The following is a 23,973-nucleotide window of genomic DNA, read 5'->3' as shown; positions in this document are numbered from 1 at the left end:
CGGCGCCTCAGCCGGCCACGTACTCCGCCAGGTGCTCGCCGGTCAGCGTGGAGCGGGCCGCGACCAGCTCGGCCGGGGTGCCCTCGAAGACCACCCGCCCGCCCTCGTGGCCGGCCCCCGGGCCGAGGTCGATGATCCAGTCCGCGTGCGCCATGACCGCCAGGTGGTGCTCGATCACGATCACCGACTTGCCGGAGTCCACCAGCCGGTCCAGCAATCCGAGCAGCTGCTCGACGTCCGCCAGGTGCAGACCGGTGGTCGGCTCGTCCAGGACGTAGACCCCGCCCTTGTCCGCCATGTGGGTGGCCAGCTTCAGCCGCTGCCGCTCGCCGCCGGACAGCGTGGTGAGCGGCTGGCCGAGGTTCAGGTAGCCGAGGCCGACGTCGGCGAGCCGCTCCAGGATCCGGTGCGCGGCCGGCAGCCTCGCCTCGCCGGCGCCGAAGAACCCCTCCGCCTCGGTCACCGACATCGCGAGCACCTCGCTGATGTCCCGGCCGCCGAGCCGGTACTCCAGCACCGAGGCCTGGTAGCGCTTGCCCTCGCAGTCCTCGCAGGTGGTGGCCACCCCGGCCATCATCGCCAGGTCGGTGTAGACCACGCCCGCGCCGTTGCAGGTCGGGCAGGCGCCCTCCGAGTTGGCGCTGAACAGGGCCGGCTTGACACCGTTCGCCTTGGCGAAGGCCTTGCGGATCGGGTCCAGCAGCCCGGTGTACGTCGCCGGGTTGCTGCGCCGCGAGCCCTTGATGGCGCCCTGGTCGACGTACACCACGTTCTCGTCCGCAGCCCCTGACCGCCGACCCAGCGAGCCGTGGATCAGCGAGCTCTTGCCGGAGCCGGCGACACCGGTGACCACGGTGAGCACCCCGAGCGGGACGTCCACGTCCACGTCCCTCAGGTTGTGGGAGTTCGCACCGCGGATCGCCAGCGCGCCGTCGGGCTTGCGGACGCTCTGCCGCAGCGCCGTCCGGTCGGCCAGGTGGCGGCCGGTGACGGTGCCGCTGGCGCGCAGCCCGTCCACGCTGCCCTCGAAGCAGACCGCGCCGCCGGCCGCACCCGCCCCGGGGCCGAGGTCCACCACGTGGTCGGCGATCGCGATGGTCTGCGGCTTGTGCTCCACCACCAGCACCGTGTTGCCCTTGTCCCGCAGGCGCAGCAGCAGGTCGTTCATCCGGCTGATGTCGTGCGGGTGCAGGCCGGTGGTGGGCTCGTCGAAGACGTAGGTGGTGTCGGTGAGCGAGGAGCCGAGGTGGCGGATCATCTTGACACGCTGCGCCTCGCCGCCGGAGAGGGTCCCGGACGGGCGGTTGAGCGAGAGGTAGCCGAGGCCGATCTCGACGAAGGAGTCCAGGGTCTGCTGGAGCGCGGTGAGCAGCGGCGTCACCGAGGGCTCGTCCAACTCGCGGACCCAGTCGGCGAGGTCGCTGATCTGCATGGCGCAGGCGTCGGCGATGCTGACGGCCCCGATCTTGGAGGAGCGGGCGGCCTCGCTCAGCCGGGTGCCCCCGCAGTCAGGGCAGGAGGTGAAGGTGACGGCGCGCTCCACGAAGGCCCGGATGTGCGGCTGCAGGGCGTCCTTGTCCTTGGACAGCATGGACTTCTGGAGCTTGGGGATCAGGCCCTCGTAGGTGAGGTTGACGCCGTTGATCTTGACCTTGGTCGGCTCCCGGTGGAGGAAGTCCTGCAGTTCCTTCTTCGTGTACTCGCGGATCGGCTTGTCCGGGTCGAGGAAGCCGGAGTTGGTGTAGACGCCGACCGTCCACCAGCTGTCCGGCTTCCAGCCGGGGATGGTGATCGCACCCTCGGCGAGCGACTTGGTGGCGTCGTAGAGCTGGGTGAGGGCGATGTCGGAGACGCTGCCGCGGCCCTCGCAGCGCGGGCACATGCCGCCGGTGATGCTGAAGCTGCGCCGTTCCTTGACGGTCTTGCCGCCGCGCTCGACGGTCACGGCACCGGCGCCGCTGATCGAGGGGACGTTGAAGGAGTACGCCTTGGGGGAGCCGATGTGCGGCGTGCCGAGCCGGCTGAACAGGATCCGCAGCATCGCGTTGGCGTCGGTGGCGGTGCCGACCGTGGAGCGCGGGTCGGCGCCCATCCGCTGCTGGTCGACGATGATCGCGGTGGTCAGCCCCTCCAGGACATCCACCTCGGGGCGGGCCAGGGTGGGCATGAAGCCCTGGACGAAGGCGCTGTAGGTCTCGTTGATCAGCCGCTGCGACTCGGCGGCGATGGTGTCGAAGACCAGCGAGCTCTTGCCCGAGCCGGAGACGCCGGTGAACACGGTCAGGCGGCGCTTGGGGATGTCGACGCTGACGTCCTTGAGGTTGTTCTCGCGGGCGCCGTGCACGCGGATCAGGTCGTGGCTGTCGGCGACGTGCGGCTCGGCCATCGTTCTCTTCGCTCCCTGGCTGTCGGGCGGGTTCTACGGTCGGTCGATCGGGGCCCGCCCCGAGGGAGCGCCCTCGGGGCGGGCGGAGGCTCAGCGCACCTCGTTGAAGCGGATCATGTTGCCCGCCGGGTCGCGGAAGGCACAGTCGCGGATGCCGTACGGCTGCAGGGTGGGCTCCTGGACGAGCTCGGCGCCGCCGGACTTCAGCCGGTCGAACACCCCGTCCAGGTCGGCGGTGGCGAGCACCAGCCGGGCGTACGTCCCCTTCGCCATCATCTCGGCGATGGTACGCCGCTCGTCCTCGGTGATGCCCGGATCGGCGGTCGGCGGCTCCAGTACCACCGACACCCCCGGCTGCCCGGTCGGCCCGACGGTGATCCACCGCATCGGGCCGCCGCCGACGTCCTTGCGGACCTCGAAGCCGAGCAGGTCGCGGTAGAAGGCGAGCGAGGCCTCGGGGTCGGTGTGCGGGAGGAAGGTCCAGTGAATGGTGATCTCGTTCATGACCGCAACGCTAGGCGCGGCCCCGGCGCGGGCGCTTCTCGAATCCTGATCGGTCCGCGCCCGGGCTGGATCACGCAGGGCGGCCCGCACCCGCGGTGGCGGAGGTCAGCGCATCCCACTGGTCCCGGGTCGGGCCGTCGAGCTGCGGCTCGAAGTCGGGGCGGGCGGCCAGCCAGGCGGTGACGTGGCGGTCCACCTCCTCGGTGCCGTAGGCCTCTTCGGGCGTGCGCACCAGATGGCGCACCTGGGCTCGGGCCCGCATGACGACGGGGTCCTCGAAGGCGCAGGCGGCCAGGGCGGCGGCCCGCCGGTCCGAGAGCGGTGAACTCTCCGCGAGGCGCTGCTCGTTGGCGCGGTCGGCGGTCACCTGCGCGTCGAACAACGGGCGGAGCGTCCGGGTGGTCCAGGCGTGGTAGCCCATGGGGTCCGCGGCGACCTCGTCGGCATGGGCGCCGAGGTACTGGGCGGCGCGCAGGGCGAGGGCCGCGCCGTGGCCGAGGGTGGGGTTGGTGTGGATCAGGCTGTCCCCGGCGTTGACCAGGCCGGTGACGACCGGTCCGGCATCGTCGGTCAGGGCGGTCCAGCGGTTGTCCAGGCCGGCCATCGCCAGCACGGCCGACTGCGGTTCCGGGTCCAGGTCGAGCCAGGCGGCGCAGGCGGGGAAGCTGCGGGCGGCGGCCTCGAACACGGTCGGGTCGATGAGCGCGCTGCGGCTCGGATCGCCCGTGGAGAGCACCACGTTCACCGCGAAGGTGTCGTTGTCGGACGGGAAGACGCCGGCGAGCGCGAACGCCGCGGCCGAGCCGGGCCTCACCCGCCCGGGGTCGCGCGGACCGTCGGCGCGCAGGCGGTACCAGCGGCACAGGTAGGCGATCCCGGCGCGATGGCTGTCGACCACGGGCGGGCGGCAGCCGGCCGCGACCAGCCAGCCGGGAACCGGCGAGCGGCGGCCGGCGGCGTCGACGACGAGGTCGGTCCGGTGCGTCCGCGCGCCCACGCGTACGCCGGTGACCCGGGCGGGGTGGCCCTCCTCGACGATGAGGGCGCTCACCCGGCGGCCCCGCCGCACCTCGACGGTGGGTTCCCGCCGTACGGCGGAGGCCAGGGCGGCCTCCAGCACGATGCGGCGCATGCGCAGGGTCACCAGGTCCTCGTCACCGGCCCGGTGCGGCGGACGCTCACCGAACCAGTCGAAGTCGTGGTACTCGCGGGCGCCGCGGGCCAGCAGGTCCGCGTAGACATCGGGGGCGTCGGCGTTCAGCACGGTGCGCACGGGCGCGAGGAAGGAGTGGGGCTGGACGGCGTGCGGGACCCTGGGCCTGTCCCAGTGGAGGAAGTCGTGGTTCAGGTCGTCTCCGGCCTGCCGCGCGTCCTGCTCGAACAGGGTGACCTCGTGGCCCCGCCGTCCGAGCATGAGCGCTGTTCCCAGCCCGCCGATACCCCCACCGATCACCGCAACCCGCGCCACTGAGGCTCCCCTTCGCGTCGTGTTGCGGAGGGAGCCTACTGCTCGATGATCTTCGACGGGAAACCGGGGGTGTCCGTCGCGATGCCGGTGGGCGAGGGCTCGGAGCAGCGAAACAAGCAGGCATGATTGCTTTTTTCTTCGGCCGGTGCCACGCTGCTGCCCGGCGGCGCTCGTGCGGGGTGTCGTCAACCCACCGGCAGGGGAGGCGCTTTGGCGCGCGCACGCTCGGTACTGCGGATCGGAAATGCCTCGGGGTTCTACGGTGACCGCTTCGCGGCGGTGCGGGAGATGCTCACGGGCGGGCCGCTGGACGTACTCACCGGGGACTACCTCGCCGAGCTGACCATGCTGATCCTGGCCCGGGACCGGCTGAAGGACCCGTCGCTCGGGTACGCCCGGACCTTCCTGCGGCAGATGGAGGAATGCCTCGGTCTGGCCCGCGAGCGGGACGTGAAGATCGTGGTGAACGCGGGCGGGCTCAACCCCGCCCGACTCGCCGACCAGCTGAGGGAGTTGGCGCGGCGCCTGGGTGTCGGAGCGGCCGTCGCCCATGTCGAGGGCGATGACCTGCTGTCGCGCCGGTCCGAACTGGGCTTGCCCGAGGGACTGTTGGCCGCCAACGCCTACCTCGGCGGCTTCGGCATCGCCGCCTGCCTGGCCGAAGGCGCGGACGTGGTGGTGACCGGGCGGGTCACCGACGCCGCACTGGTGGCCGGGCCGGCGATCGCCCACTTCGGCTGGACGGCCGACGACCTCGACGCCCTGGCCGGGGCGGTGGTGGCCGGGCACGTCCTGGAGTGCGGGGCGCAGGCGACCGGCGGCAACTACGCCTTCTTCCATGAGCACGATGTGACCCGCCCTGGCTTCCCGCTCGCCGAGCTGCACGCCGACGGCTCCAGCGTGATCACCAAGCACCCCGGCACCGGTGGGGCCGTCACCGTCGGCACCGTCACTGCCCAACTCCTGTACGAGACCGGCGGATCGCACTACCTCGGCCCAGACGTCACCGCCCGGCTGGACACCGTCCGGCTCACCGAGGAGGGGCCGGACCGGGTGCGGATCGACGGCGTGCGCGGCGAGGCCCCGCCGCCCACCCTGAAGGTCGGTCTCAACCGGCTCGGCGGCCACCGCAACGAGGTGGTCTTCGTGCTCACCGGCCTGGACATCGAGGCCAAGGCCGAGCTGGTGCAGCGGCAGTTCGCCGCTGCCCTGCCGCCCGAGGCCCGCCCGGCCGAACTGCGGTGGACCCTCGCCCGCACCGACCACCCGGACGCAGCCACCGAGGAGGCCGCCTCCGCGCTGCTGCGGCTGACCGCCCGTGACCCCGATTCGGTCAGGGTCGGCCGCGAACTCGGCAAGGCCGCCGTCGAATTGGGTCTGGCCGGGTACCCGGGCTTCCACCTCACCGCGCCACCCGGCGCGGGCGCACCGTACGGGGTGTTCACCGCCGCGTACGTCGATGCCAAGCTGGTGGAGCATGCGGCCGTACTGCCGGACGGCCGCCGGATCGCCGTCCCGCCGGCTCCGGTCACCTCCCAACCGGTCCAAGCGGAGGGCGAGTTGCCCGCCCCGCTGCCCGAGAGCCCGACCCGCCGCGCCCCGCTCGGCCTGGTCGCCGGTGCCCGCAGCGGCGACAAGGGGGGCGATGCCAACCTCGGCGTCTGGGCCCGAAGCGAGGACGGCTGGCGCTGGCTCGTCCACACCCTCACCGTCGACCGACTGCGCGAACTCCTGCCTGAGACCGCCGAGTTGGCCGTCACCCGGCACCTGCTGTCGAACCTGCGGGCGGTCAACTTCACCGTGACCGGCCTGCTCGGCGAGGGCGTCGCCGCCCAGCACCGCTTCGACCCGCAGGCCAAGGCCCTGGGGGAGTGGCTGCGCTCCCGCCACCTCGACATTCCGGAGGCCCTGCTGTGACCGTCCTGACCACCCGCGTCGACCCGGCCGGGCCCGATCACGCCGAGCACCGTGCCGCGATGGTCGGCAAGCTCGCCGAGCTCGACGCCGAGCACGCCAAGGCGCTGGCGGGCGGCGGCCCCAAGTACGTGGAGCGCCACCGCAGGCGCGGCAAGCTGCTGGCCCGCGAGCGGATCGAGCTGCTGGTCGACCCGGACTCCCCGTTCCTGGAGCTGTCCCCGCTGGCCGCCTGGGGGAGCGACTACCCGGTGGGCGCGGCCCTGGTCACCGGCATCGGCGTGATCGAGGGTGTGGAATGCGTGATCACCGCCAACGACCCGACGGTGCGCGGCGGCGCCAGCAACCCGTGGACCCTCCGAAAAGCCCTGCGGGCCAACGAGATCGCGCTGAACAACCGCCTCCCGTTGGTCAATCTGGTCGAGTCCGGCGGTGCCGATCTGCCCAGCCAGAAGGAGATCTTCATCCCCGGCGGCGCACTCTTCCGGGACCTCACCCGGCTGTCCGCCGCCGGAATCCCCACCGTGGCCGTGGTGTTCGGCAACTCGACGGCCGGCGGCGCCTACGTGCCGGGCATGTCCGACCACACCGTGCTGGTCAAGGAACGCGCCAAGGTGTTCCTCGGCGGCCCGCCGCTGGTGAAGATGGCCACCGGTGAGGAGGCCGACGACGAGTCGCTGGGCGGTGCCGAGATGCACGCCCGCACCTCCGGCCTGGCCGACCACTTCGCGGTGGACGAGGCGGACGCGCTGCGGATCGCCCGCCGGATCGTCGCCCGGCTCGACCACCGTAAGCCGGGGCCTTCGCCGGACCGGTTCGCCGAGCCGCCGAAGTACGACGAGGAGGAGCTGCTCGGCATCGTCCCGGGCGACCTCAAGGTGCCCTTCGACCCGCGCGAGGTGATCGCCCGGATCGTCGACGGCTCCGACTTCGACGAGTTCAAGCCGCTCTACGGCACCAGCCTGGCCGTCGGCTGGGCCCGCCTCCACGGCTACCCGGTCGGCATCCTGGCCAACGCCCAGGGCGTGCTGTTCAGCGCGGAGTCCCAGAAGGCCGCGCAGTTCATCCAGTTGGCGAACCGGCGGAACACCCCGCTGCTGTTCCTGCACAACACCACCGGCTACATGGTCGGCAAGGACTACGAGCAGGGCGGCATCATCAAGCACGGCGCGATGATGATCAACGCTGTGGCCAACTCCACGGTCCCGCACCTGTCCGTGCTGATGGGCGCGTCCTACGGCGCCGGCCACTACGGCATGTGCGGCCGGGCGTACGAGCCGCGCTTCCTGTTCTCCTGGCCGAGCGCCAAGTCCGCCGTGATGGGCCCCCAGCAGCTCGCCGGGGTGCTGTCGATCGTCGCCCGCCAGTCGGCCGCGGCGAAGGGCCAGCCGTACGACGAGGACGCGGACGCGGCGATCCGGGCGATGGTCGAGCAGCAGATCGAGGCCGAGTCGCTGCCGGTGTTCCTGTCCGGCCGGCTCTACGACGACGGCGTGATCGATCCGCGCGACACCCGTACGGTGCTCGGCCTGTGCCTGTCCGCGATCCACAACGCGCCGGTCGAGGGCGCGCGCGGCTACGGCGTCTTCCGGATGTGAGAGGGCTACCGACGATGGTTTCCAAGATTTCGATCACCAACCTGCTGGTCGCCAACCGGGGCGAGATCGCCCGCCGGGTGTTCCGCACCTGCCGGGAGCTGGGCATCGCGACCACCGCCGTCCACTCCGACCCGGACGCCACCGCCCCGCACGTGCGCGAGGCGGACGCCGCCGTCCGGCTGCCCGGTGCCGCGCCCGCCGACACCTACCTGCGCGGCGAGCTGATCGTGCGCGCCGCGCTGGCGGCCGGGGCCGACGCCGTCCACCCCGGGTACGGATTCCTCTCCGAGAGCGCCGAGTTCGCGCGGGCCGTGCTGGATGCGGGCCTGGTCTGGGTCGGCCCGCCGCCGGCCGCGATCGCCGCGATGGGCTCCAAGACCGCTGCCAAGCGACTGATGGCCGAGGCCGGGGTGCCCGTCCTGGGGGCGCTGGCCGAGCCGACCGAGGCCGACCTGCCGGTGCTGGTCAAGGCCGCGGCGGGCGGCGGCGGCCGCGGCATGCGGGTGGTCCGCCGGCTGGCGGACCTGCCCGCCGAGCTGGCGGCGGCCCGGGCCGAGGCGGCCAAGGCCTTCGGCTCGGACGAGGTGTTCTGCGAGCGCTACCTGCCCACCGGGCGGCATGTCGAGGTCCAGCTGCTGGCCGATACCCACGGCACGGTCTGGGCGGTCGGAGACCGCGACTGCTCGCTGCAGCGGCGGCACCAGAAGGTGGTCGAGGAGGCCCCGGCCCCCGGCCTCCCGGCAGAGGTACGGGCGGAGCTGCACGCGGCGGCCGTGAACGCCGCCCGGGCGATCGGCTATGTCGGCGCCGGCACCGCCGAGTTCCTGCTCGCCGAGGACGGCCGGTTCTACTTCCTGGAGATGAACACCCGCCTCCAGGTCGAGCACCCGGTCACCGAGGCGGTCACCGGCCTGGACCTGGTCGCGCTCCAACTCGCCGTCGCCGAAGGGGAGAGGCTACCCGGGCCCACCCCGCCGCCGACCACCGGCCACGCGATCGAGGCCCGACTGTACGCCGAGGACCCGGCCAAGGACTGGCAGCCCGCCACCGGCACCCTGTACCGGCTCGAACTCGCCACCGACCACCAGGAGTTCACGAGCACCGGCACCGGCGTGCGCGCCGACACCGGCCTGCGCCTGGACTCCGGTGTCGAGTCCGGCAGCGAGATCACCCCGCACTACGACGCGATGCTCGCCAAGGTGATCGCCTGGGCGCCGACCCGCGCCGCCGCCGCCCGCAGGCTGGCCGACGCGCTGGCCCGGGCGAGGATCCACGGGCCGTCCACCAACCGGGAGTTGCTGGTCCGGGCGCTGCGCCACCCGGCCTTCCTCGCCGAACGCCTGCACACCGGCTTCCTCACCGAGCACGCGGTCGAGCTCACCGCCCCGGACGGCAAGGGGGCCGGGCGCGCCGCCCTGGCCGCCGCCCTCGCCGACGCCGCCGCCCGACGCACCGCACTGCCGTCAGGCTGGCGCAACCTGCCCTCCCAGTCGCAGCTGAAGCGCTACCGGGCCCCCGACGGAACGGAGTTGGAGGTCCGCTACCGCACCAACCGGGCCGGCCTGCTGGCCGAGGACCACCCGGACGTCGAACTGGTCGAAGCCACCGCCGAGCTGGTCGTCCTGCGCGAGGGCGAGGTCCGACGCCCCTACCGGGTGGCCCGCTACGGCGACCGGGCGGACCAGGTGTACGTCGACACCCCGACCGGCGGCACCGCGCTCACCGCCCTGCCGCGCTTCCCCGACCCGACCGCCCAGACCGACCCCGGCGCCCTGCTCGCCCCGATGCCCGGCACCGTGCTCCGCACCACCGTCGCCGTCGGGGACGCCGTCACCGCCGGACAGTCGCTGCTCGTGCTGGAGGCGATGAAGATGGAGCACCGCGTCACCGCCCCCGCCGACGGCGTCCTCGTCGAACTCCTCGCCACCCCCGGCCGGCAGGTCGAACTCGGCACCCTGCTGGCCGTCGTCCAGACCACCGAAGCCTGAGGAAGGACCCCGCATGTCCGCCATCGGCAGTCAGCTCCTCGAAACCCCCGAACGCAAGGCCCTGCGTCAGGCCGTCGGCGACCTCGGCCGCCGCTACGGCTCCGCCTACTACCTCGCCAAGGCCCGAGCCGGCGAGCCCGCCGAGGAACTCTGGGCGGAGGCCGGGAAGGCCGGCTACCTCGGCGTCAACCTGCCCGCCGAGTACGGCGGCGGGGGCGGCGGCATCACCGACCTCGCCATCGTCCTGGAGGAACTCGGCACCGCCGGCTGCCCGTTGCTGCTGCTGATCGTCTCCCCGGCGATCTGCGGCACGGTGATAGCCCGCTACGGCACCGAGGAGCAGAAGCGGCACTGGCTGCCCGGACTCGCCGACGGCAGCCGCACGATGGCCTTCGGCATCACCGAGCCGGACGCCGGCTCCAACTCGCACCGGATCTCCACCGTCGCCCGCCGGGACGGCGAGGACTGGCTGCTCACCGGCCGCAAGGTGTTCGTCTCCGGCATCGACCACTCCGACGCCGTGCTGTTCGTCGCCCGCACCGAAGACGCTCGCACCGGCAAGCTCAAGCCCTGCCTGTTCGTCGTCCCGCGCGACACCCCCGGTTTCGAGTACCGGGCGATCCCGATGGAGCTGGTCGCCCCCGAGAAGCAGTTCCAGGTCTTCCTGGACGACGTCCGGCTGCCCGCCGACGCCCTGGTCGGCGACGAGAACGCCGGTCTGCTCCAGCTGTTCGCCGGGCTCAACCCCGAGCGGATCCTCACCGCCGCGTTCTCGCTCGGTCTCGCCCGGCAAGCCCTCGGCAAGGCCGTCGAGTACGCCAAGACCCGCACCGTCTGGTCCACCCCGATCGGCGCCCACCAGGGCCTGGCCCACCCGCTGGCCCAGTGCGCGGTGGAGATCGAGCTGGCCCGGCTGATGACCCAGAAGGCCGGGCTGCTCTACGACGCGGGCGAGGACCTGGCCGCCGGGGAGGCCGCCAACATGGCCAAGTACGCCGCCGGGGAGGCCGCCGCCCGGACGGTCGACCAGGCGGTGCAGACCCTCGGCGGCAACGGCCTGACCCAGGAGTACGGGCTGGGCGCGCTGCTGGCGGCCACCCGGGTCGGCCGGGTCGCCCCGGTCAGCCGGGAGATGGTGCTCAACTTCGTCGCCCAGCACACCCTGGGCCTGCCCAAGTCGTACTGACCGTCCCGAGGCACCGCTGTCCGGGCCGGGTCACCGCACGGAGCTCAGGTGGGCGAACACGACGGTGTTGGACTCGTACCCGGTGCGCGGGTCGAACCTCCCGCCGCAGGTGATCACCCGCAGCTCGGCCCGGTCGCCGGCGCCGCCGTACACCTGGGCGTCCGGGAAGTCCTTCTTCGGGAACACCCGGACGGAGTCGACGGTGAACACCGCGGTGCGCCGGTCCTTGCGGACCACCTCCACGGTGCCGCCCGGGCGCAGCAGCCCGAGCCGGTAGAACACCGCCGGCCCGCTGCGGTTGTCGGCGTGCCCGACCATGATGGCGTTCCCGGCGGCACCGGGCGCGGCTCCGTCCCGGTACCAGCCGGCCAGGTTGCGCTGCTCCATCGGAGGGGTGTTCAACTGCCGGGAAGCGTCCAGCCCGAGGCCGGTCACCGGTGCGTCGACCTTGATCGCGGGGATCCGGATCCGGGTCGGCGCGGAGGCGGCCAGCGGCGGGTGGACGGGCACCGGCGGGGTCGGCGTGGCGACGGGCGAGGCGGCCGCGGCCCGGGACGGTACGGCGGCCACCGGGGGTGCGGGCGGCAGCGGCGGCCCGTGCCGGTCGGCGCTGCCGTCGTGGACCAGCCAGAAGCCGACCGCCGCGAGCGCCAGCGCGGTGACCCCGGCCGTCAACGGGCTGGGGCCGCCGCGCGGCGCGCGGGTGGGGCGGTCAGGACTCGGCATTGCGCCCGGGGCGGCGGCGCATCGCGCGGACGGTCAGTCCGCCCGCTCCGGCGACCAGCGCGACGCCGCCGATCACCTCGGCGGCGTTGGCCCCGGAGGTGCCGCCGCCACCGGTGCCGACGCCGCCGTGCGGCTCGTGACGGGTCGGCGAGGCGCTCGGCGAGTGGCGGGGGGAGTGCGAGGGTGAGTACGAGGGCGAGTGCGAGTACGAGGGCGAGTGCCTGGGCGAGTGCGAGGGCGAGTGCGAGGGCGAGTGCGAGTACGTGACGTCGCCGTTGTCGTCCGGCGCGGCCAGCGCGGCCGGGGCCCCGCCGAGGGTGAGCGCGGCCGCCACCGCGGCGGCGGCGAACAGTCGGCGGGCGGACGGCAGGGAGGGGGAGGTGGGTCTCACGAGGGTTGCTCCAGGGTCCGGGGCCGCACTCGGGGGCGGGCGGCCGTGGTCCAAACCGTCCGGGCGGGCGCCCCTGGGAGCAACCGTGCCACGCGTGTTCCACCCCGGTTCCCCACAATGGCCCAGCCACCCCCCTGACTGTCCGTATGCTCCTGAGCACGCCCCCGAGTCGACCCAGAGCCGGTTTTGTTGCCGCATCAACTTCCTTGCTGGAGGCTTACCTTGGTGTTTCGAAGCGAGTTCCCGGACGTCCCCGTGGTCGACCTGCCGATCCATGACGCGGTGCTCGGCGCCGCCGCCGAGTACGGCGAGCGGCCGGCCCTGATCGACGGCCTCACCGGGGAGCAGGTCAGCTACGCGCGGCTCGCCGCCTCGGTCGAGCGGGTCGCCGCCGGGCTGGCCGAGGCCGGAGTGCGCAAGGGCGACGTGGTGGCCCTGTTCAGCCCCAACTCGATCGTGTACCCGATGGCCTACTACGGCGCCACCCGGGCCGGCGCCACCGTGACCACGGTGTCCTCCCTCTCCACCCCGACCGAACTCGCCGGCCAGCTCCGCGACAGCGGCGCCCGCTGGCTGATCACCGTCTCCCCGTTCCTGCCGACCGCCGGTGCGGCCGCCGACCTGCTCGCCGCCGACGGCCGCGCGCTGACCGAGGTCATCGTGCTGGACGGCGCCGACGGCCACCGCTCGCTCGCCGACCTGCTGGCCGCCACCGGCCCCGCCCCCGAGACCACGATCGACCCCGGCCGGGACGTCGCCGTACTGCCCTACTCCAGCGGCACCACCGGCCTGCCCAAGGGCGTGATGCTCACCCACCGCTCGATCGCCACCAACCTCGCCCAGACCGACGCCCTCTACCGCCCCGCCGTCGGCGAACGGGTGCTCGCCGTGCTGCCCTTCTTCCACATCTACGGCCTGGCGGCGCTGCTCAACCAGCCGCTGCGCTGCGGCGCCACCGTGGTCGTGCTGCCCCGGTTCGACCTGGAGCAGTTCTGCCGCGCGATCGAGCAGCACCGGGTGCAGGCCCTGGTGGTGGCCCCGCCGATCGCCCTCGCCCTGGCCAAGCACCCGGTGGTGGACGGCTTCGACCTCTCCTCCGTGGAGTACCTGCTGTGCGCGGCCGCCCCGCTGGACCAGGACCTCGCCGACTCCTGCGCCCGGCGCCTGGGCCTGCCGCACCTGCTCCAGGGCTACGGCATGACCGAGCTGTCCCCGGTCACCCACGTGGTCTCCCCGACCGAACGCGCCCCCTCGCCCGGCTCGGTCGGCCGGATGGTCCCCTCCACCGAACTGCGGGTCACCGCCCTGGACGGCACCGCCGAGGACCTCGGGCCCGGCGAGCGCGGCGAGCTGCTGATCCGCGGCCCGCAGGTGATGAAGGGCTACTTCGGCCGCCCCTCCGACACCGCCGCCGTGATCGACGCCGAGGGCTGGCTGCACACCGGTGACATCGGCTACGTGGACGAGCGCGGCTACCTGCACATCGTCGACCGGGTCAAGGAGCTGATCAAGTACAAGGGCTACCAGGTCGCCCCCGCCGAACTGGAGGCCGTACTGCTCGGCCACCCGCAGATCACCGACGCCGCCGTGATCGGCGTGCCGGACGCCGACGGCACCGAGTGCCCCAAGGCCTTCGTGGTCCGCGCCCCCGGCAGCGCCCTGACCGCCGAGGAGGTCACCGGCTACGTGGCCGGGCAGGTCGCCCCCTACAAGAAGGTCCGCGCGGTGGAGTTCGTCGACGCCGTCCCCAAGTCCGCGGCCGGCAAGATCCTCCGCCGCGAACTGCGAGCCCGCGAGGCCGCGCGCGCCGAGGCCGCCTCCTGACGCCCCTGGACCCCGATCCGACCTCCCCCGCCGGTCAGGACCCACCCGGCGGACGAGGACCGCGGCCCGTCTGTGAGGATCGAACCGCCGCGCCCCGACCGGAACAGGAACCGCCACCCGCCATGACCAGCCACCCCGTCGTCCGCACCCCCCAGCAGGACCGCAGCCGCGCGACCCGGGCCCGGCTGCTCGCGGCCGCCGTGGACTGCCTGGCCGAGCTCGGCTGGCAGGGCTCCACCGTCACCGTGGTCGCCGAGCGCGCCGGTGTCTCCCGGGGCGCCGCCCAACACCACTTCCCGACCCGCGAGGACCTCTTCACCGCAGCCGTCGAGTACGTCACCGCCGAGCGGCTGGCAGCCGTCCGCGCCCACGCGGACGAACTGCCGGCCGCCGGCTCCGACCGCACCCGGGCCGTGGTCGACATGATCGTCCGCCTCTACACCGGCCCGGCCTTCCGCGCCGCCCTGCACCTGTGGACCGCCGCCGCCACCGAGAACGCCCTGCGCGAGCGGATCGTCGCCCTGGAGGGCCGGGTCGGCCGGGAGGCCCACCGGGCCGCCGTGGAGTTCCTCGGCGCGGACGAGACCCGCCCGGGCGTGCGCGAATCGGTGCAGGCCACCCTCGACCTCGCCCGCGGACTGGGCCTGGCCAACCTGCTGACCGACGACAGTGTTCGACGTTCCGGAGTGATCCGGCAGTGGGCGGGCCTTCTGGAGAGTACGCTGCGCCCGGTACACCCATGACGCCCGTACAACCGAAGCGGCCGGACGCCCCTGACCAAGGGGTCGCCGGGCGGCCGATGTCCGTGCAGTCTGGAGAAGAAACCCGGCCGGCACGGACCGCGAGGCCCACCCGGCCGGGCACGAGCCGAACCGGGGTGCTGCCTGAATGCACGGACACGAGTGGGACGCGACCGACGCCGCCAGCCTCGCGCGTGGCGGCGCCTCCGCGCGCCCGGAGGGCCACCGCCTGGTCCCGCTCGCTACGGCCCTGCTGCAGAGCGACGGCCTGATCCTGCACTGGAGCGAGGACGCCGAGGCCCTGCTCGGCCACACCGCGGAGGAGGCCGTCGGCAGCTACGCCGCCGAGCTGCTCACCGACGACACCGACCGCCCCGAGATCCTCGGCCTGTTCCAGCAGATCATGTCCGGCACCGGCACCTCCTTCGTCTTCCCGGTCCGCCACCGCGACGGCCACCGGGTCGAGCTGGAGTTCCGCACCTATCCGATAGCCGGCCCCAACGGCACCCTGCTGCTGCTCGCCACCGCCTCCGACACCCGCGCCCTGCACGAGGTCGAGGCCGACCTCGCGGTGCTGGACGGCATCTTCGGCCGCTCACCGATCGGCATGGCCGTCTACGACACCCGGCTGCGCTTCGTCCGGATCAACGAGGCGCTCGCCCGGATGAACGGCGTCCCGGTCGCCGGCCACCTCGGCCGCCGGATATCCGTCGTCCTGCCCGGCATCAACAGCGTCGAGATCGAGCAGATCATGAGACAGGTCCTCAAGAGCGGCAAGCCCGTCGTCGACGCCCGCTCGCACGGCCGTGTCCCCGGCGACCCCAAGCGGGACCGGGCCTGGTCCGCCTCCTACTTCCGGCTGGAGGACTCCACCGGCCGGGTCTTCGGCGTCGCCTCGTCGATCATCGACGTCACCGAGCGCTTCCAGGCCGAGGCCCGCGCCGCCCGCGCCCAGGAACGCCTCGCCACCATCGCCGAGGCCACCGCCCGGATCGGCACCACCCTCGACCTCCAGCGCACCGCCGAGGAGCTGATCGAGGCCGTCGTCCCCCGGTTCGCCGACTTCGCCACCGTCGACCTGCTGGAGCCGGTGCTGCGTGGCGCCGAGCCCACCCAGATCCCCACCGACCGGCCGGTCACGCTGCGCGCGGTCGCGGTCGGCGAGTCCTACGAGACCGGCCTCGCGCACGCCGTCGACGTCGTCGGCGAGACCTCCGAGTACGCCCCCGACCGCAGCTACACCCAGTGCCTGCGCATCGGGCGGCCGCTGCTGCGCGCCCACGTGGACGAGGAGGTGCTGCGCGGACTGGTGTCCAGCGAGGACCGGGTCGCCCCCGGGATGGCGGCCGGCATCCACTCGTACCTGATGGTGCCGATCACCGCCCGGGGCATGGTGCTCGGCGGCTCCGAGTTCATCCGGATGCGCAACCCCGAGCCGTTCACCGACGCCGACGTCGCGCTCGCCGAGGAACTGGTCGCCCGCACCGCGCTGGCGCTCGACAACGCCCGGCTCTACCGCCGCGAGCGGGAGACCGCCCTCACCCTGCAGCGCAGCCTGCTGCCGCAGGAGATCCACCGCACCCTCGGCCTGGAGATCGCCTACCGCTACCTGCCCAGCAGCGTGGTCAGCGAGGTCGGCGGCGACTGGTTCGACGTGGTGCCGCTGTCCTGCGGCCGGGTCGCCCTGGTGGTCGGCGACGTGATGGGCCACGGCATCCGGGCCGCCGCCACGATGGGCCAGCTGCGCACCGTCGCCCGCACCCTGGCCACCCTGGACATGCCGCCCGAGCAGGTCCTCACCCGACTGGACGAGACCGCCTCGGGCATCGGCGAGGGCCAGTTCGCCACCTGCATCTGCGCGGTCTACGACCCGCTGGAGCGCACCGTCCAGGTCGCCTCGGCCGGGCACCTGCCGCCGGTCCGGGTCGGCACCGACGGCACCGCCCGCAAGGTCGAGGTGCCGCCCGGCGTACCGCTGGGCGTCGGCGGGGTCGCCTTCGAGTCGATCGAGTTCACCCTCCCCGAGGGCGGCATGCTCGCCCTCTACACCGACGGTCTGGTCGAGCGGCGCGGCGAGGACCTGGACGACGGCATCGACCTGCTCGCCCGCACCCTCTCCGAGAACGGCCGGACGCTGGAGGAGAGCTGCGACGCCGTGCTCGGCGCGCTGGTCACCGACGGCACCGAAGACGACATCGCGATGATCATGGCGCGGGCGCTGCCGGTGGCCGCCGACCGGATCGCCACCCTCCCGCTCGGCGGCGGCGGCAAGTTGCCCGGCAAGGCCCGCCGCTTCACCCGCACCACCCTGGAGGCCTGGGGCCTGACCGCGCTCTCCGACTACGCCGAACTGCTGGTCAGCGAGCTGGTCACGAACGCCCTGCTGCACGCCGAGGCACCGCGCCGACTGCGGCTGTTCCGCGACCGGGTGCTCACCATCGAGGTCTCCGACGCCGGCGGCCAGACCCCCCAGCTGCGCCCCTTCGCCGAGCAGGACGAGGGCGGGCGTGGAATGTTCCTGGTCAGCGAGATGGCCCAGCGGTGGGGCAGTCGGCTCACCCGGGACGGCAAGGTGGTCTGGGCCGAGCTGGAACTGCCCTTCGGGGTGGCGTAGGACTTCCCCGGGATCCCGGGGAACGGGTGTTCCGCATGCGAGAACGGCCGTTCCGGGTGGGAACGGCCGTTCTCGCCGGTGTTGTCAGGCGTCGACCTTCTGCGGCTCGGTGACCCCGACCGGCTCGGCCGCCGTCGGGGCGGACAGGCCGCGCAGCAGCCGCCAGGCCAGCACGGCCGCACCGACCAGCAGTACCCCGGCGACCAGCCCGGCGCTGTTCATGCCGTGCACGAAGGCGTCCTCGGCGCTCGCCAGCAGCGGCTGGGCCACCTCCGCCGGCAGCCCGTGCGCCGCCTCCACCGCCGAGCCCAGCGACTCGCCGGCCCGGGCGGCGGTCTCCGCGGAGGCCCCGGCCGGGACGGACAGCCCGTTCGCGTAGATCGAGCCGACCACCGAGCCGACCAGGGCGATGCCGAGCGCGGTGCCCAGCTCGTACGCCGTCTCGGAGACCGCCGAGGCGGCGCCGGCCTTGTCGACGGGCGCGGCGCTCAGCACCAGGTCGGCGCCGAGCGTGTAGACCACGCCCTCGGCCGTCCCGGTCACCAGGAAGGAGACGGCCAGCAGCAGGTAGGCGGTGTCCTGCTGGAACCAGCCCAGCGCGCCCGCGGCGAGGCCCATGGCGAGCAGACTGACCGTCAGCGCCTTGCGGGCGCCGAAGCGCCGGGCGGCCCGGGCGGTCAGCAGACCGCCGACCACCGAGCCGGCGAAGGCCGGCAGCTCCGCCAGGCCCGCCTGGAGCGGCTCGTAGCCGCGGACCAGCTGGAGGTACTGGGAGACCACGAAGATCACGCCGCTCAGGCCCACCAGGGAGATCAGCGAGGCCGTCACGGCCGCGGTGAACCGCCGGTCGCGGAACAGCCGGACGTCCAGCAGCGGGGTCTCCAGCCGCAGTTGTCGGCGGACGAAGGCGGTCAGCGCGGCGGCGCCCAGCACGAAGGTGACCGGGACGTCCCAGCGGGCGAGGCCGTGGGCCGCACCCTCCTTGACCGCGTACACCACGTCGATCACGCCGGTCATCGACAGCGCCACGCTCAGCACGTCCCAGCGGCCCGGCTTCGGGTCCCTGGACTCCGGCAGCAGCCAGGCGCCGAAGACCAGCAGCAGGAGCAGTACCGGGATGTTCAGCAGGAACACCGAACCCCACCAGAAGTGCTCCAGCAGCACCCCGCCGACCACCGGCCCGAGCGCGGCACCGGCGGTGGCGGCCGCGCCCCAGATGCCGATCGCGGTGGCCCGCTCCCGGTCGTCCGGGAACAGGCTGCGGATCAGCGACAGGGTGGAGGGCATGATCGTCGCCCCGGCGACGCCGAGCAGCGCGCGGGCCACGATCAGCCAGCCCGGACTCGGCGCGTAGGCGGCCAGCAGGGAGGCGGCGCCGAAGGCGGTGGCGCCGGACAGCAGCAGCTTCTTGCGGCCGATCCGGTCGCTCAGCGCGCCCATGCTGACCAGCAGGCCGGCCAGGACGAAGGAGTAGGAGTCGCTGATCCAGAGCAGCTGGGTGCCGCTGGGTTGCAGCGTCTCGCTGATGGAGGGGATGGCGAGGGACAGCACGGTCGCGTCCAGGGCGACCACGGTGACGGCCAGCACCAGGACGGCGAGGCCGGTCCAGCGCTGACGGGTGGTCGAGATGTGCGGAGCGTTCCTGCTCATGGGGTATCGGTTTCCGGTTTCCGGCCCGAGGTGCTGTGGGTCGGGCCGACGGGGATGGGAGCGGTGGGGGCGGGGGTGCTCGGGCGGCGCAGCGCGCCGCCGAGGAAGAGCTCGGCGAGTGAGAAGGCGGCCTCGCGCGGGGCGAGCCGGCCGTCCTGGATGGCCCAGCCGATCCCGGCCACCAGGTCGAAGAAGGCCTCGCTCAGCCAGGCGGCACTCAGCTCGATCCGGAAGACGCCCTGCTGCTGCCCGCGCAGGAAGAGCGCGTGCAGCCGGGCGATCTGGACCTCCCAGAGGTCGTTGATGTCGTCGTGGTCGTAGAGCTGGTTCTCGCCGGCCAGGAAGGCGCAGAGCATGGCGTCCGGGACGGAGGCGTCCACCAGCCGGCGCAGCGCCGCCTCGGTGTCGCCGTCCTCGATCGCGGCGGTGTCCAGGGCGGCGGCGAAGCGCTCCAGGCCGAGCCGGCCGACCTCGCGGATCAGCGCCTCGCGCCCCGGGAACAGCCGGTGCAGGGTGGCGCGGCTGATGCCGGCCGCGCGGGCGATCTCGTCCAGGTGGGCGGTGGGTCGGCGGGAGAGCACGCCGACGGCGGCTTCGAGGACGGTGTCGCGGTCGGTGGCCATGGATCGAGTCTAGACGAAGTGAGACATCCGTGTCTCAAAGTTCCTTCATGGGTCTCAGGTGATCCGCTGGCGCTCCGCGTCCGGGCGGCAAAAACCGGGGGCGGCGGGTGTGCCGTCCCCGGTCGGGGTGCTGGGGGCCGTGCGGCCGGTTCAGCTCTGGTTGTAGAACCCGGTCTCGTCGAGCGGGCGGTCGATCACCATGACCTCGACGTCGGCCGGGGTGAGCAGGAAGACCCGGCGGGCGATCCGCTCGATGCCGCCCCGGGTGCCGAAGATCAGACCGGAGGCGAAGTCGACCATGCGCTTGGCCTCCGCCTCCTCCATCTCGGTGAGGTCCATGACCACCGGGATGCTCGCCCGGATGTGCTCACCGACCGTGCGGGCCGCCTCGAAGCCCGTCGGCCGCAGGGAGACGATCTTCGCGGGCGCGGGGACGGAGGGCACCGTCTCCTGATCGACCCACTCGTCGTCGTACACAGCGGCCGGGTAGTTCCCCGAGGGCATCAGCCACCCGTTGTGGTGCTCGTCGCGAAGTGCTCCCATGCCGCGCCTCCCTGCCTCGTCCCGTCCTGGTCCCCCGGAGACGCGTGTCCTTCTTGACACGTCATCCACTCGTCGGAACTGTCCGAGTATCGCACTGTTCACCGGTCCCGTGCCCGCTCGCGACCCCCGTTCGAGTCATGCCGCGCCGGAAACCCGGGCGGACCCGGGCAAAGAGATCGACGCGGCGCAGCCCCGTACGGTTGCGCGCGTAGACCATATCGGTAGCGGTCCGTGCTTAATTGACCTTCTGTCAACAATGCGGAAACGATTTCACTCGCCAGTTGCGCCGTCCACCAGTTCACGCAACAAATCCGCGTGGCCGTTGTGCCGCGCGTATTCCTCGATCAGGTGGACGAGGATCCAGCGGAGCGTCACTTCCTCGCCGCGGCGCAGCCGCTTGCCGACGGTGTCCAGCGGCAGACCGGCCGAGGCGCGGCGGGCGGCCTCGATCTCGGCGCGCCAGGTGGCGAAGTCGGCGGCGACATCGGCGGTGTCGACGTTGTCGAAGTCGCCGTCCGGGTCCTGCTCGGTCCAGTAGTGGCCGGTGGCGACCTCCGCGCCGAGCAGGATGCCCTGGAACCAGTGCCGCTCCACCTCGGCCATGTGCCGGACCAGGCCGAGCAGGGAGAGCGTGGACGGCGGGACGGAACGCAGCCGCAGCTGATCGTCGGTCAGGCCCTCGCACTTGAGGGCGAGCGTGCTGCGGTGGTAGTCGAGCCAGGAGGTGAGCATGACGGCCTCGTCGGCGGCCATCGGCGGGTCCACCCGCGGGTTGAGTTCGGTCATGCCGGCCATCGTGGCCCCGGGAGGTTCGGCCGCGCGACCGATTTGTCGGCCGTCAGCCGGCCTGCACCCGGCGGCGGGCGGCGGCCGCGCGCCACAGACCGACCAGGCTGCCGAGCACCAGCAGGGCGATCACCCCGGCGGAGACCAGGAAGGCCGCCGAGCCCGGCTGGTCCGCGCTGGCGGCGGCGGTCACGTAGACGGCCGTGGTCGGTACCACGCCGATCGCGGTGGCGAGGAGGAAGGGGAGGAAGCGCACCCCGGAGAAGGCGGCGCCGTAGTTGCCGGCCTGGAAGGGCAGGCCGGGGAGCAGCCGCAGCACCAGCACGCTGCGGAAGCCCTGCTCGGTGAAGCGCTGGTCGAGGGCGCCGAGCACCTTGCCGCGCAGGTACGGCTTCAGCGCCTCCCGGCCGAGGCCCCGGCCCAGCGCGAAGGCCATGGCCGCGCCCAGGGTGGTGCCGAGCACGGCGAGCAGCACGCCCTGCTGGATGCCCAGCAGCAGACCGGCGACGGCGTTCAGTGCGGGGCGTGGGACGAAGGCGAGCGTGCCGACCGCGTAGACGAGGGTGAACAGCGGCGCGAACCAGTACCCGGGCATCCGGTCCGCCAGCCCGCCGGAGAGCAGGTCCGTCGGGCTCCACAGCAGCAGCGACCCGGCGCACGCCCCCAGCACCAGGACCAGCAGGCCGAACCGCCACCAGGGCGACCTGGTCGGTCGCTCGGCGGTGCTCTCGGCGGCGCTCGGCAGGGGGGACGTCGTCAGGGGTTCGGGCACGGCCCGAGCCTAACCGGTCCCCGGAGCGGGCCGGTCCGCCGGTCCGGTCGCGCGGGTCGGGGCGGGCTGAGGCGGGCACGTGCGGGCAGGAGCGGACGGTTCTCGGGGAACCGGTCGACGTCGATGATCACGATCGGCATGATGTCCCTCGGGGATCTCGACGCGGTCGCGTCGGGGGTGCCGGTGTCCGGCTGGACGCACGGTTGGGTGGGGCCAGCCACACTCCCCGCCCGAGCAGGGCTGATGCGGGCTCCGCGCGGTGCAGAGTGGAGAGCACCGACGGAAGGCGAGGAAGGGCCATGAGGCAACTGGGGGCGTGGGCGGCGGGGGTCGCGGTGGGGTTCTTGCGGGCGTGCGTCGTCGCGGCCGCGGCCCTGCTGGTGCCGGCCGTGTGGGCGGGCGCGGTGGCGCTGGGGATCCACTGGGGGCCGACCAACCCGTGGTCCTGGCTGCTGCCGCTGGTGGTGGTGTGCGCGGGCACGCTCGCGCTGTGCCGACCGGTGTGCCGGGCGGTGCGCGCCCTGGTCGCGCGGTGGGGCGGCACCGTTCTCGACGCCGGATACCGGCAGGCTCCGCCGGTGATCCGGATGTCCACCGGGTTCTGGTGGAACGGCTTCACCTACGAGAAGACCCGCCGCGACGCCGTGATGGACCAGCACTGGCGGATCCGCTGGCGCGACCCCGCCAACCTGCGGGACCTGCGGTTCGTCGCGATCGCGCCGTTCACCGCGGGCCCGGTCGCCGCGCTGCCGCCGGCCGGGGTGGCCGCGGCCGTGCTCGGGCTCGGCCGGCCGGAGACGGCGGCCCGGCTGGTCGGGGCGCTCGGCGTGCTGCTGGCCGTCGGCGGCGCCCCGTACGCCTGGCGGGTGGTGACCCCGGTGGCCGTCCGGTTCCTGCGGCCCTCCTCGGCGATGGCGCTGGCGGAGCGGGTGGAGGAGCTGACCGCCCAGCGCGCGGACGCGACGGTCGCCCAGGCCGCCGAGATCCGCCGGATCGAGCGGGACCTGCACGACGGGGCGCAGGCCCGCCTGGTGGCGCTCGGGCTCTCGCTGGCCACCGCGCAGCGGCTGGTGGAACGCGACCCGGAGCGGGCCAAGGCGCTGATGCGGGACGCCCAGGCCGGGGCGAAGGCCTCGCTGGCCGAACTGCGGGAGCTGATCCAGGGGATCAGCCCGCCGGTGCTGACCGAACGCGGGCTGGTGGACGCGGTGCGCGCGCTCGCCCTGGACCTGCGCCTGAAAGTGACCGTCGAGGCCGAGGCCCCGGTGCGGGTGGACGCGCCGATCGAGTCCGCCGTCTACTTCGGCGTCGCCGAGCTGCTGACCAACGCCGTCAAGCACGGCCGGGCGACCCGTGCGGGCGTGACCTTCCGTCAGGACGAACTCGGACTCGTCGTCGAGGTCGAGGACGACGGCTCGGGCGGCGTCCGGGAACGGCCCGGCGGCGGGCTCGCGGGCCTGCGCCGCCGCCTGGACGCCTTCGACGGTTCTTTGGAGATCACCAGTCCGCCCGGCGGACCGACCCACGTCAGGATGACGGTGCCATGCGAATCCTTGTAGCCGAAGACCTCTACCTGCTGCGCGAGGGGATGGTCCATCTGATCGAGGCGTGCGGGCACGAGGTGGTGGCCACCGCCTCCACCGGGCCCGAGACGCTGGCGGCGCTGCGGACCCACCGTCCGGACGCGTCCGTGGTCGACGTCCGGATGCCGCCGACCCAGTCCGACGAGGGCCTGCGGGCGGCGCTGGCCGCGCGCCAGGAGCTGCCCGGGCTGCCGGTCCTGATCCTCTCCCAGCACGTGGAGCAGCTGTACGCGCGGGAGTTGCTGGCGGATGGCTCCGGCGGGGTCGGCTACCTGCTGAAGGAGAGCGTGTTCGACGCCGACCAGTTCATCGGCTCGCTGGAGCGGGTCGCGGCCGGCGGGACGGCGATGGACCCGGCCGTCATCGCGAAGCTGCTGTCCGCGAGCCCGCCGGAGCGGGGGCTCAGCCAGCTCAGCGAGCGCGAGTACGAGGTGCTGGGCCTGATGGCCGAGGGTCTGTCCAACCAGGCCATCGCCCGCCGGCTGTTCCTCAGCGACAGCGCGATCAGCAAGTACACCACCTCGATGTTCGGCAAGCTCGGCATCGCCGACGACGATGACACCAACCGCCGGGTGCGGGCGGTGCTGACGTACCTGAACCAGCCGTGAACCGGTCCTGAACCGCCCCGCGCCGCGCGGGTGTTGCCGTGCGGCGCGGGTGTCCCCACACTGGGGTGA

At 73.4% G+C, this 23,973-nt stretch carries 19 protein-coding genes; 9 read left to right on the top strand and 10 right to left on the bottom strand.

Going from position 1 to position 23,973, the window contains the following annotated elements:
* Positions 1 to 7 precede the first annotated feature (7 nt).
* The 3 genes from ACH4E7_RS25505 to ACH4E7_RS25495 all read right to left on the bottom strand — a co-directional run bounded on the left by ACH4E7_RS25505 (position 8) and on the right by ACH4E7_RS25495 (position 4,358).
* Entirely contained in the window at positions 8 to 2,386 is a 2,379-nt protein-coding gene (locus ACH4E7_RS25505) for an ATP-binding cassette domain-containing protein (RefSeq protein ID WP_396251358.1), read from the bottom strand.
* 90 nt (positions 2,387 to 2,476) lie between these two features.
* On the bottom strand, positions 2,477 to 2,890 hold the full coding sequence (locus ACH4E7_RS25500; RefSeq protein ID WP_396251357.1) for a VOC family protein: 414 nt from the start codon (positions 2,888 to 2,890) through the stop codon (positions 2,477 to 2,479).
* 70 nt (positions 2,891 to 2,960) lie between these two features.
* The gene (locus ACH4E7_RS25495) at positions 2,961 to 4,358 is read right to left on the bottom strand and encodes an NAD(P)/FAD-dependent oxidoreductase (RefSeq protein WP_396251356.1); all 1,398 of its coding nucleotides are present in this window, start codon (positions 4,356 to 4,358) and stop codon (positions 2,961 to 2,963) included.
* 210 nt (positions 4,359 to 4,568) lie between these two features.
* Here ACH4E7_RS25495 and ACH4E7_RS25490 point away from each other — a divergent pair, with 210 nt between their 5' ends.
* The 4 genes from ACH4E7_RS25490 to ACH4E7_RS25475 are packed head-to-tail and all read left to right on the top strand — an operon-like array spanning position 4,569 to position 11,044.
* Positions 4,569 to 6,275, top strand: a complete 1,707-nt coding sequence (locus ACH4E7_RS25490) for an acyclic terpene utilization AtuA family protein (RefSeq protein ID WP_396251355.1) — start codon at positions 4,569 to 4,571, stop codon at positions 6,273 to 6,275.
* Complete coding sequence (locus ACH4E7_RS25485; protein WP_396251354.1) at positions 6,272 to 7,870, top strand: acyl-CoA carboxylase subunit beta; 1,599 nt, start codon at positions 6,272 to 6,274, stop codon at positions 7,868 to 7,870. The genes ACH4E7_RS25490 and ACH4E7_RS25485 overlap by 4 nt, the downstream gene beginning before the upstream one ends.
* 14 nt (positions 7,871 to 7,884) lie before the next feature.
* A complete protein-coding gene (locus ACH4E7_RS25480; RefSeq protein ID WP_396251353.1) occupies positions 7,885 to 9,858 on the top strand; it encodes a biotin carboxylase N-terminal domain-containing protein in 1,974 nt (657 codons plus the stop codon).
* Between the two features lie 13 nt (positions 9,859 to 9,871).
* Positions 9,872 to 11,044: an acyl-CoA dehydrogenase family protein gene (locus ACH4E7_RS25475; RefSeq protein WP_396251352.1), complete on the top strand. Its 1,173-nt coding sequence runs from the start codon at positions 9,872 to 9,874 to the stop codon at positions 11,042 to 11,044.
* Between the two features lie 30 nt (positions 11,045 to 11,074).
* On the opposite strand, the gene ACH4E7_RS25470 is transcribed toward ACH4E7_RS25475, so the two are convergent.
* Both ACH4E7_RS25470 and ACH4E7_RS25465 read right to left on the bottom strand, forming a co-directional pair.
* Positions 11,075 to 11,770: a class F sortase gene (locus ACH4E7_RS25470; protein ID WP_396251351.1), complete on the bottom strand. Its 696-nt coding sequence runs from the start codon at positions 11,768 to 11,770 to the stop codon at positions 11,075 to 11,077.
* A complete protein-coding gene (locus ACH4E7_RS25465) occupies positions 11,757 to 12,161 on the bottom strand; it encodes a hypothetical protein (protein ID WP_396251350.1) in 405 nt (134 codons plus the stop codon). The genes ACH4E7_RS25470 and ACH4E7_RS25465 overlap by 14 nt, the downstream gene beginning before the upstream one ends.
* 222 nt (positions 12,162 to 12,383) lie before the next feature.
* Here ACH4E7_RS25465 and ACH4E7_RS25460 point away from each other — a divergent pair, with 222 nt between their 5' ends.
* The 3 genes from ACH4E7_RS25460 (at position 12,384) to ACH4E7_RS25450 (ending at position 17,339) form a co-directional block, all read left to right on the top strand.
* Positions 12,384 to 13,985, top strand: coding sequence for a 4-coumarate--CoA ligase family protein (locus ACH4E7_RS25460; protein ID WP_396251349.1), 1,602 nt, complete (start codon positions 12,384 to 12,386; stop codon positions 13,983 to 13,985).
* Between the two features lie 122 nt (positions 13,986 to 14,107).
* Positions 14,108 to 14,728: a TetR/AcrR family transcriptional regulator gene (locus ACH4E7_RS25455; RefSeq protein WP_396251348.1), complete on the top strand. Its 621-nt coding sequence runs from the start codon at positions 14,108 to 14,110 to the stop codon at positions 14,726 to 14,728.
* Positions 14,729 to 14,873: 145 nt separating this feature from the next.
* The gene (locus ACH4E7_RS25450; protein ID WP_396251347.1) at positions 14,874 to 17,339 is read left to right on the top strand and encodes a SpoIIE family protein phosphatase; all 2,466 of its coding nucleotides are present in this window, start codon (positions 14,874 to 14,876) and stop codon (positions 17,337 to 17,339) included.
* A gap of 84 nt (positions 17,340 to 17,423) precedes the next feature.
* On the opposite strand, the gene ACH4E7_RS25445 is transcribed toward ACH4E7_RS25450, so the two are convergent.
* The 5 genes from ACH4E7_RS25445 to ACH4E7_RS25425 form a co-directional block, all read right to left on the bottom strand.
* Positions 17,424 to 18,989 carry an MFS transporter gene (locus tag ACH4E7_RS25445; RefSeq protein WP_396251346.1) on the bottom strand — a complete coding sequence of 522 codons (1,566 nt, stop codon included), beginning with the start codon at positions 18,987 to 18,989 and terminating at the stop codon, positions 17,424 to 17,426.
* Entirely contained in the window at positions 18,986 to 19,612 is a 627-nt protein-coding gene (locus ACH4E7_RS25440; protein WP_396251345.1) for a TetR/AcrR family transcriptional regulator, read from the bottom strand. The genes ACH4E7_RS25445 and ACH4E7_RS25440 overlap by 4 nt, the downstream gene beginning before the upstream one ends.
* A gap of 150 nt (positions 19,613 to 19,762) precedes the next feature.
* A complete protein-coding gene (locus ACH4E7_RS25435; RefSeq protein ID WP_396251344.1) occupies positions 19,763 to 20,155 on the bottom strand; it encodes a cell division protein SepF in 393 nt (130 codons plus the stop codon).
* A gap of 270 nt (positions 20,156 to 20,425) precedes the next feature.
* Positions 20,426 to 20,941, bottom strand: a complete 516-nt coding sequence (locus ACH4E7_RS25430; protein ID WP_396251343.1) for a DinB family protein — start codon at positions 20,939 to 20,941, stop codon at positions 20,426 to 20,428.
* Between the two features lie 52 nt (positions 20,942 to 20,993).
* Entirely contained in the window at positions 20,994 to 21,713 is a 720-nt protein-coding gene (locus tag ACH4E7_RS25425; protein ID WP_396251342.1) for a TVP38/TMEM64 family protein, read from the bottom strand.
* A gap of 299 nt (positions 21,714 to 22,012) precedes the next feature.
* Here ACH4E7_RS25425 and ACH4E7_RS25420 point away from each other — a divergent pair, with 299 nt between their 5' ends.
* Together ACH4E7_RS25420 and ACH4E7_RS25415 are read left to right on the top strand one after the other, a co-directional pair.
* A complete protein-coding gene (locus tag ACH4E7_RS25420; protein WP_396251341.1) occupies positions 22,013 to 23,272 on the top strand; it encodes a sensor histidine kinase in 1,260 nt (419 codons plus the stop codon).
* The gene (locus ACH4E7_RS25415; RefSeq protein ID WP_396251340.1) at positions 23,257 to 23,904 is read left to right on the top strand and encodes a response regulator; all 648 of its coding nucleotides are present in this window, start codon (positions 23,257 to 23,259) and stop codon (positions 23,902 to 23,904) included. The genes ACH4E7_RS25420 and ACH4E7_RS25415 overlap by 16 nt, the downstream gene beginning before the upstream one ends.
* Positions 23,905 to 23,973: the final 69 nt, after the last annotated feature.

It is taken from the genome of Kitasatospora sp. NPDC018058 (assembly GCF_044327205.1).
Lineage (GTDB): Bacteria > Actinomycetota > Actinomycetes > Streptomycetales > Streptomycetaceae > Kitasatospora.
This window is presented reverse-complemented; position numbering and strand designations above follow the sequence as displayed.

What these genes read in the sequence shown, in the direction of transcription:
- ACH4E7_RS25505 (WP_396251358.1), bottom strand. Translation starts at nt 2,386, where the DNA reads ATGGCCGAGCCGCACGTCGCCGACAGCCACGACCTGATCCGCGTGCAC.
- ACH4E7_RS25500 (WP_396251357.1), bottom strand. Translation starts at nt 2,890, where the DNA reads ATGAACGAGATCACCATTCACTGGACCTTCCTCCCGCACACCGACCCC.
- ACH4E7_RS25480 (WP_396251353.1), top strand. Translation starts at nt 7,885, where the DNA reads ATGGTTTCCAAGATTTCGATCACCAACCTGCTGGTCGCCAACCGGGGC.
- ACH4E7_RS25475 (WP_396251352.1), top strand. Translation starts at nt 9,872, where the DNA reads ATGTCCGCCATCGGCAGTCAGCTCCTCGAAACCCCCGAACGCAAGGCC.
- ACH4E7_RS25470 (WP_396251351.1), bottom strand. Translation starts at nt 11,770, where the DNA reads ATGCCGAGTCCTGACCGCCCCACCCGCGCGCCGCGCGGCGGCCCCAGC.
- ACH4E7_RS25455 (WP_396251348.1), top strand. Translation starts at nt 14,108, where the DNA reads ATGACCAGCCACCCCGTCGTCCGCACCCCCCAGCAGGACCGCAGCCGC.
- ACH4E7_RS25450 (WP_396251347.1), top strand. Translation starts at nt 14,874, where the DNA reads ATGCACGGACACGAGTGGGACGCGACCGACGCCGCCAGCCTCGCGCGT.
- ACH4E7_RS25445 (WP_396251346.1), bottom strand. Translation starts at nt 18,989, where the DNA reads ATGAGCAGGAACGCTCCGCACATCTCGACCACCCGTCAGCGCTGGACC.
- ACH4E7_RS25440 (WP_396251345.1), bottom strand. Translation starts at nt 19,612, where the DNA reads ATGGCCACCGACCGCGACACCGTCCTCGAAGCCGCCGTCGGCGTGCTC.
- ACH4E7_RS25435 (WP_396251344.1), bottom strand. Translation starts at nt 20,155, where the DNA reads ATGGGAGCACTTCGCGACGAGCACCACAACGGGTGGCTGATGCCCTCG.
- ACH4E7_RS25430 (WP_396251343.1), bottom strand. Translation starts at nt 20,941, where the DNA reads ATGACCGAACTCAACCCGCGGGTGGACCCGCCGATGGCCGCCGACGAG.
- ACH4E7_RS25420 (WP_396251341.1), top strand. Translation starts at nt 22,013, where the DNA reads ATGAGGCAACTGGGGGCGTGGGCGGCGGGGGTCGCGGTGGGGTTCTTG.
- ACH4E7_RS25415 (WP_396251340.1), top strand. Translation starts at nt 23,257, where the DNA reads ATGCGAATCCTTGTAGCCGAAGACCTCTACCTGCTGCGCGAGGGGATG.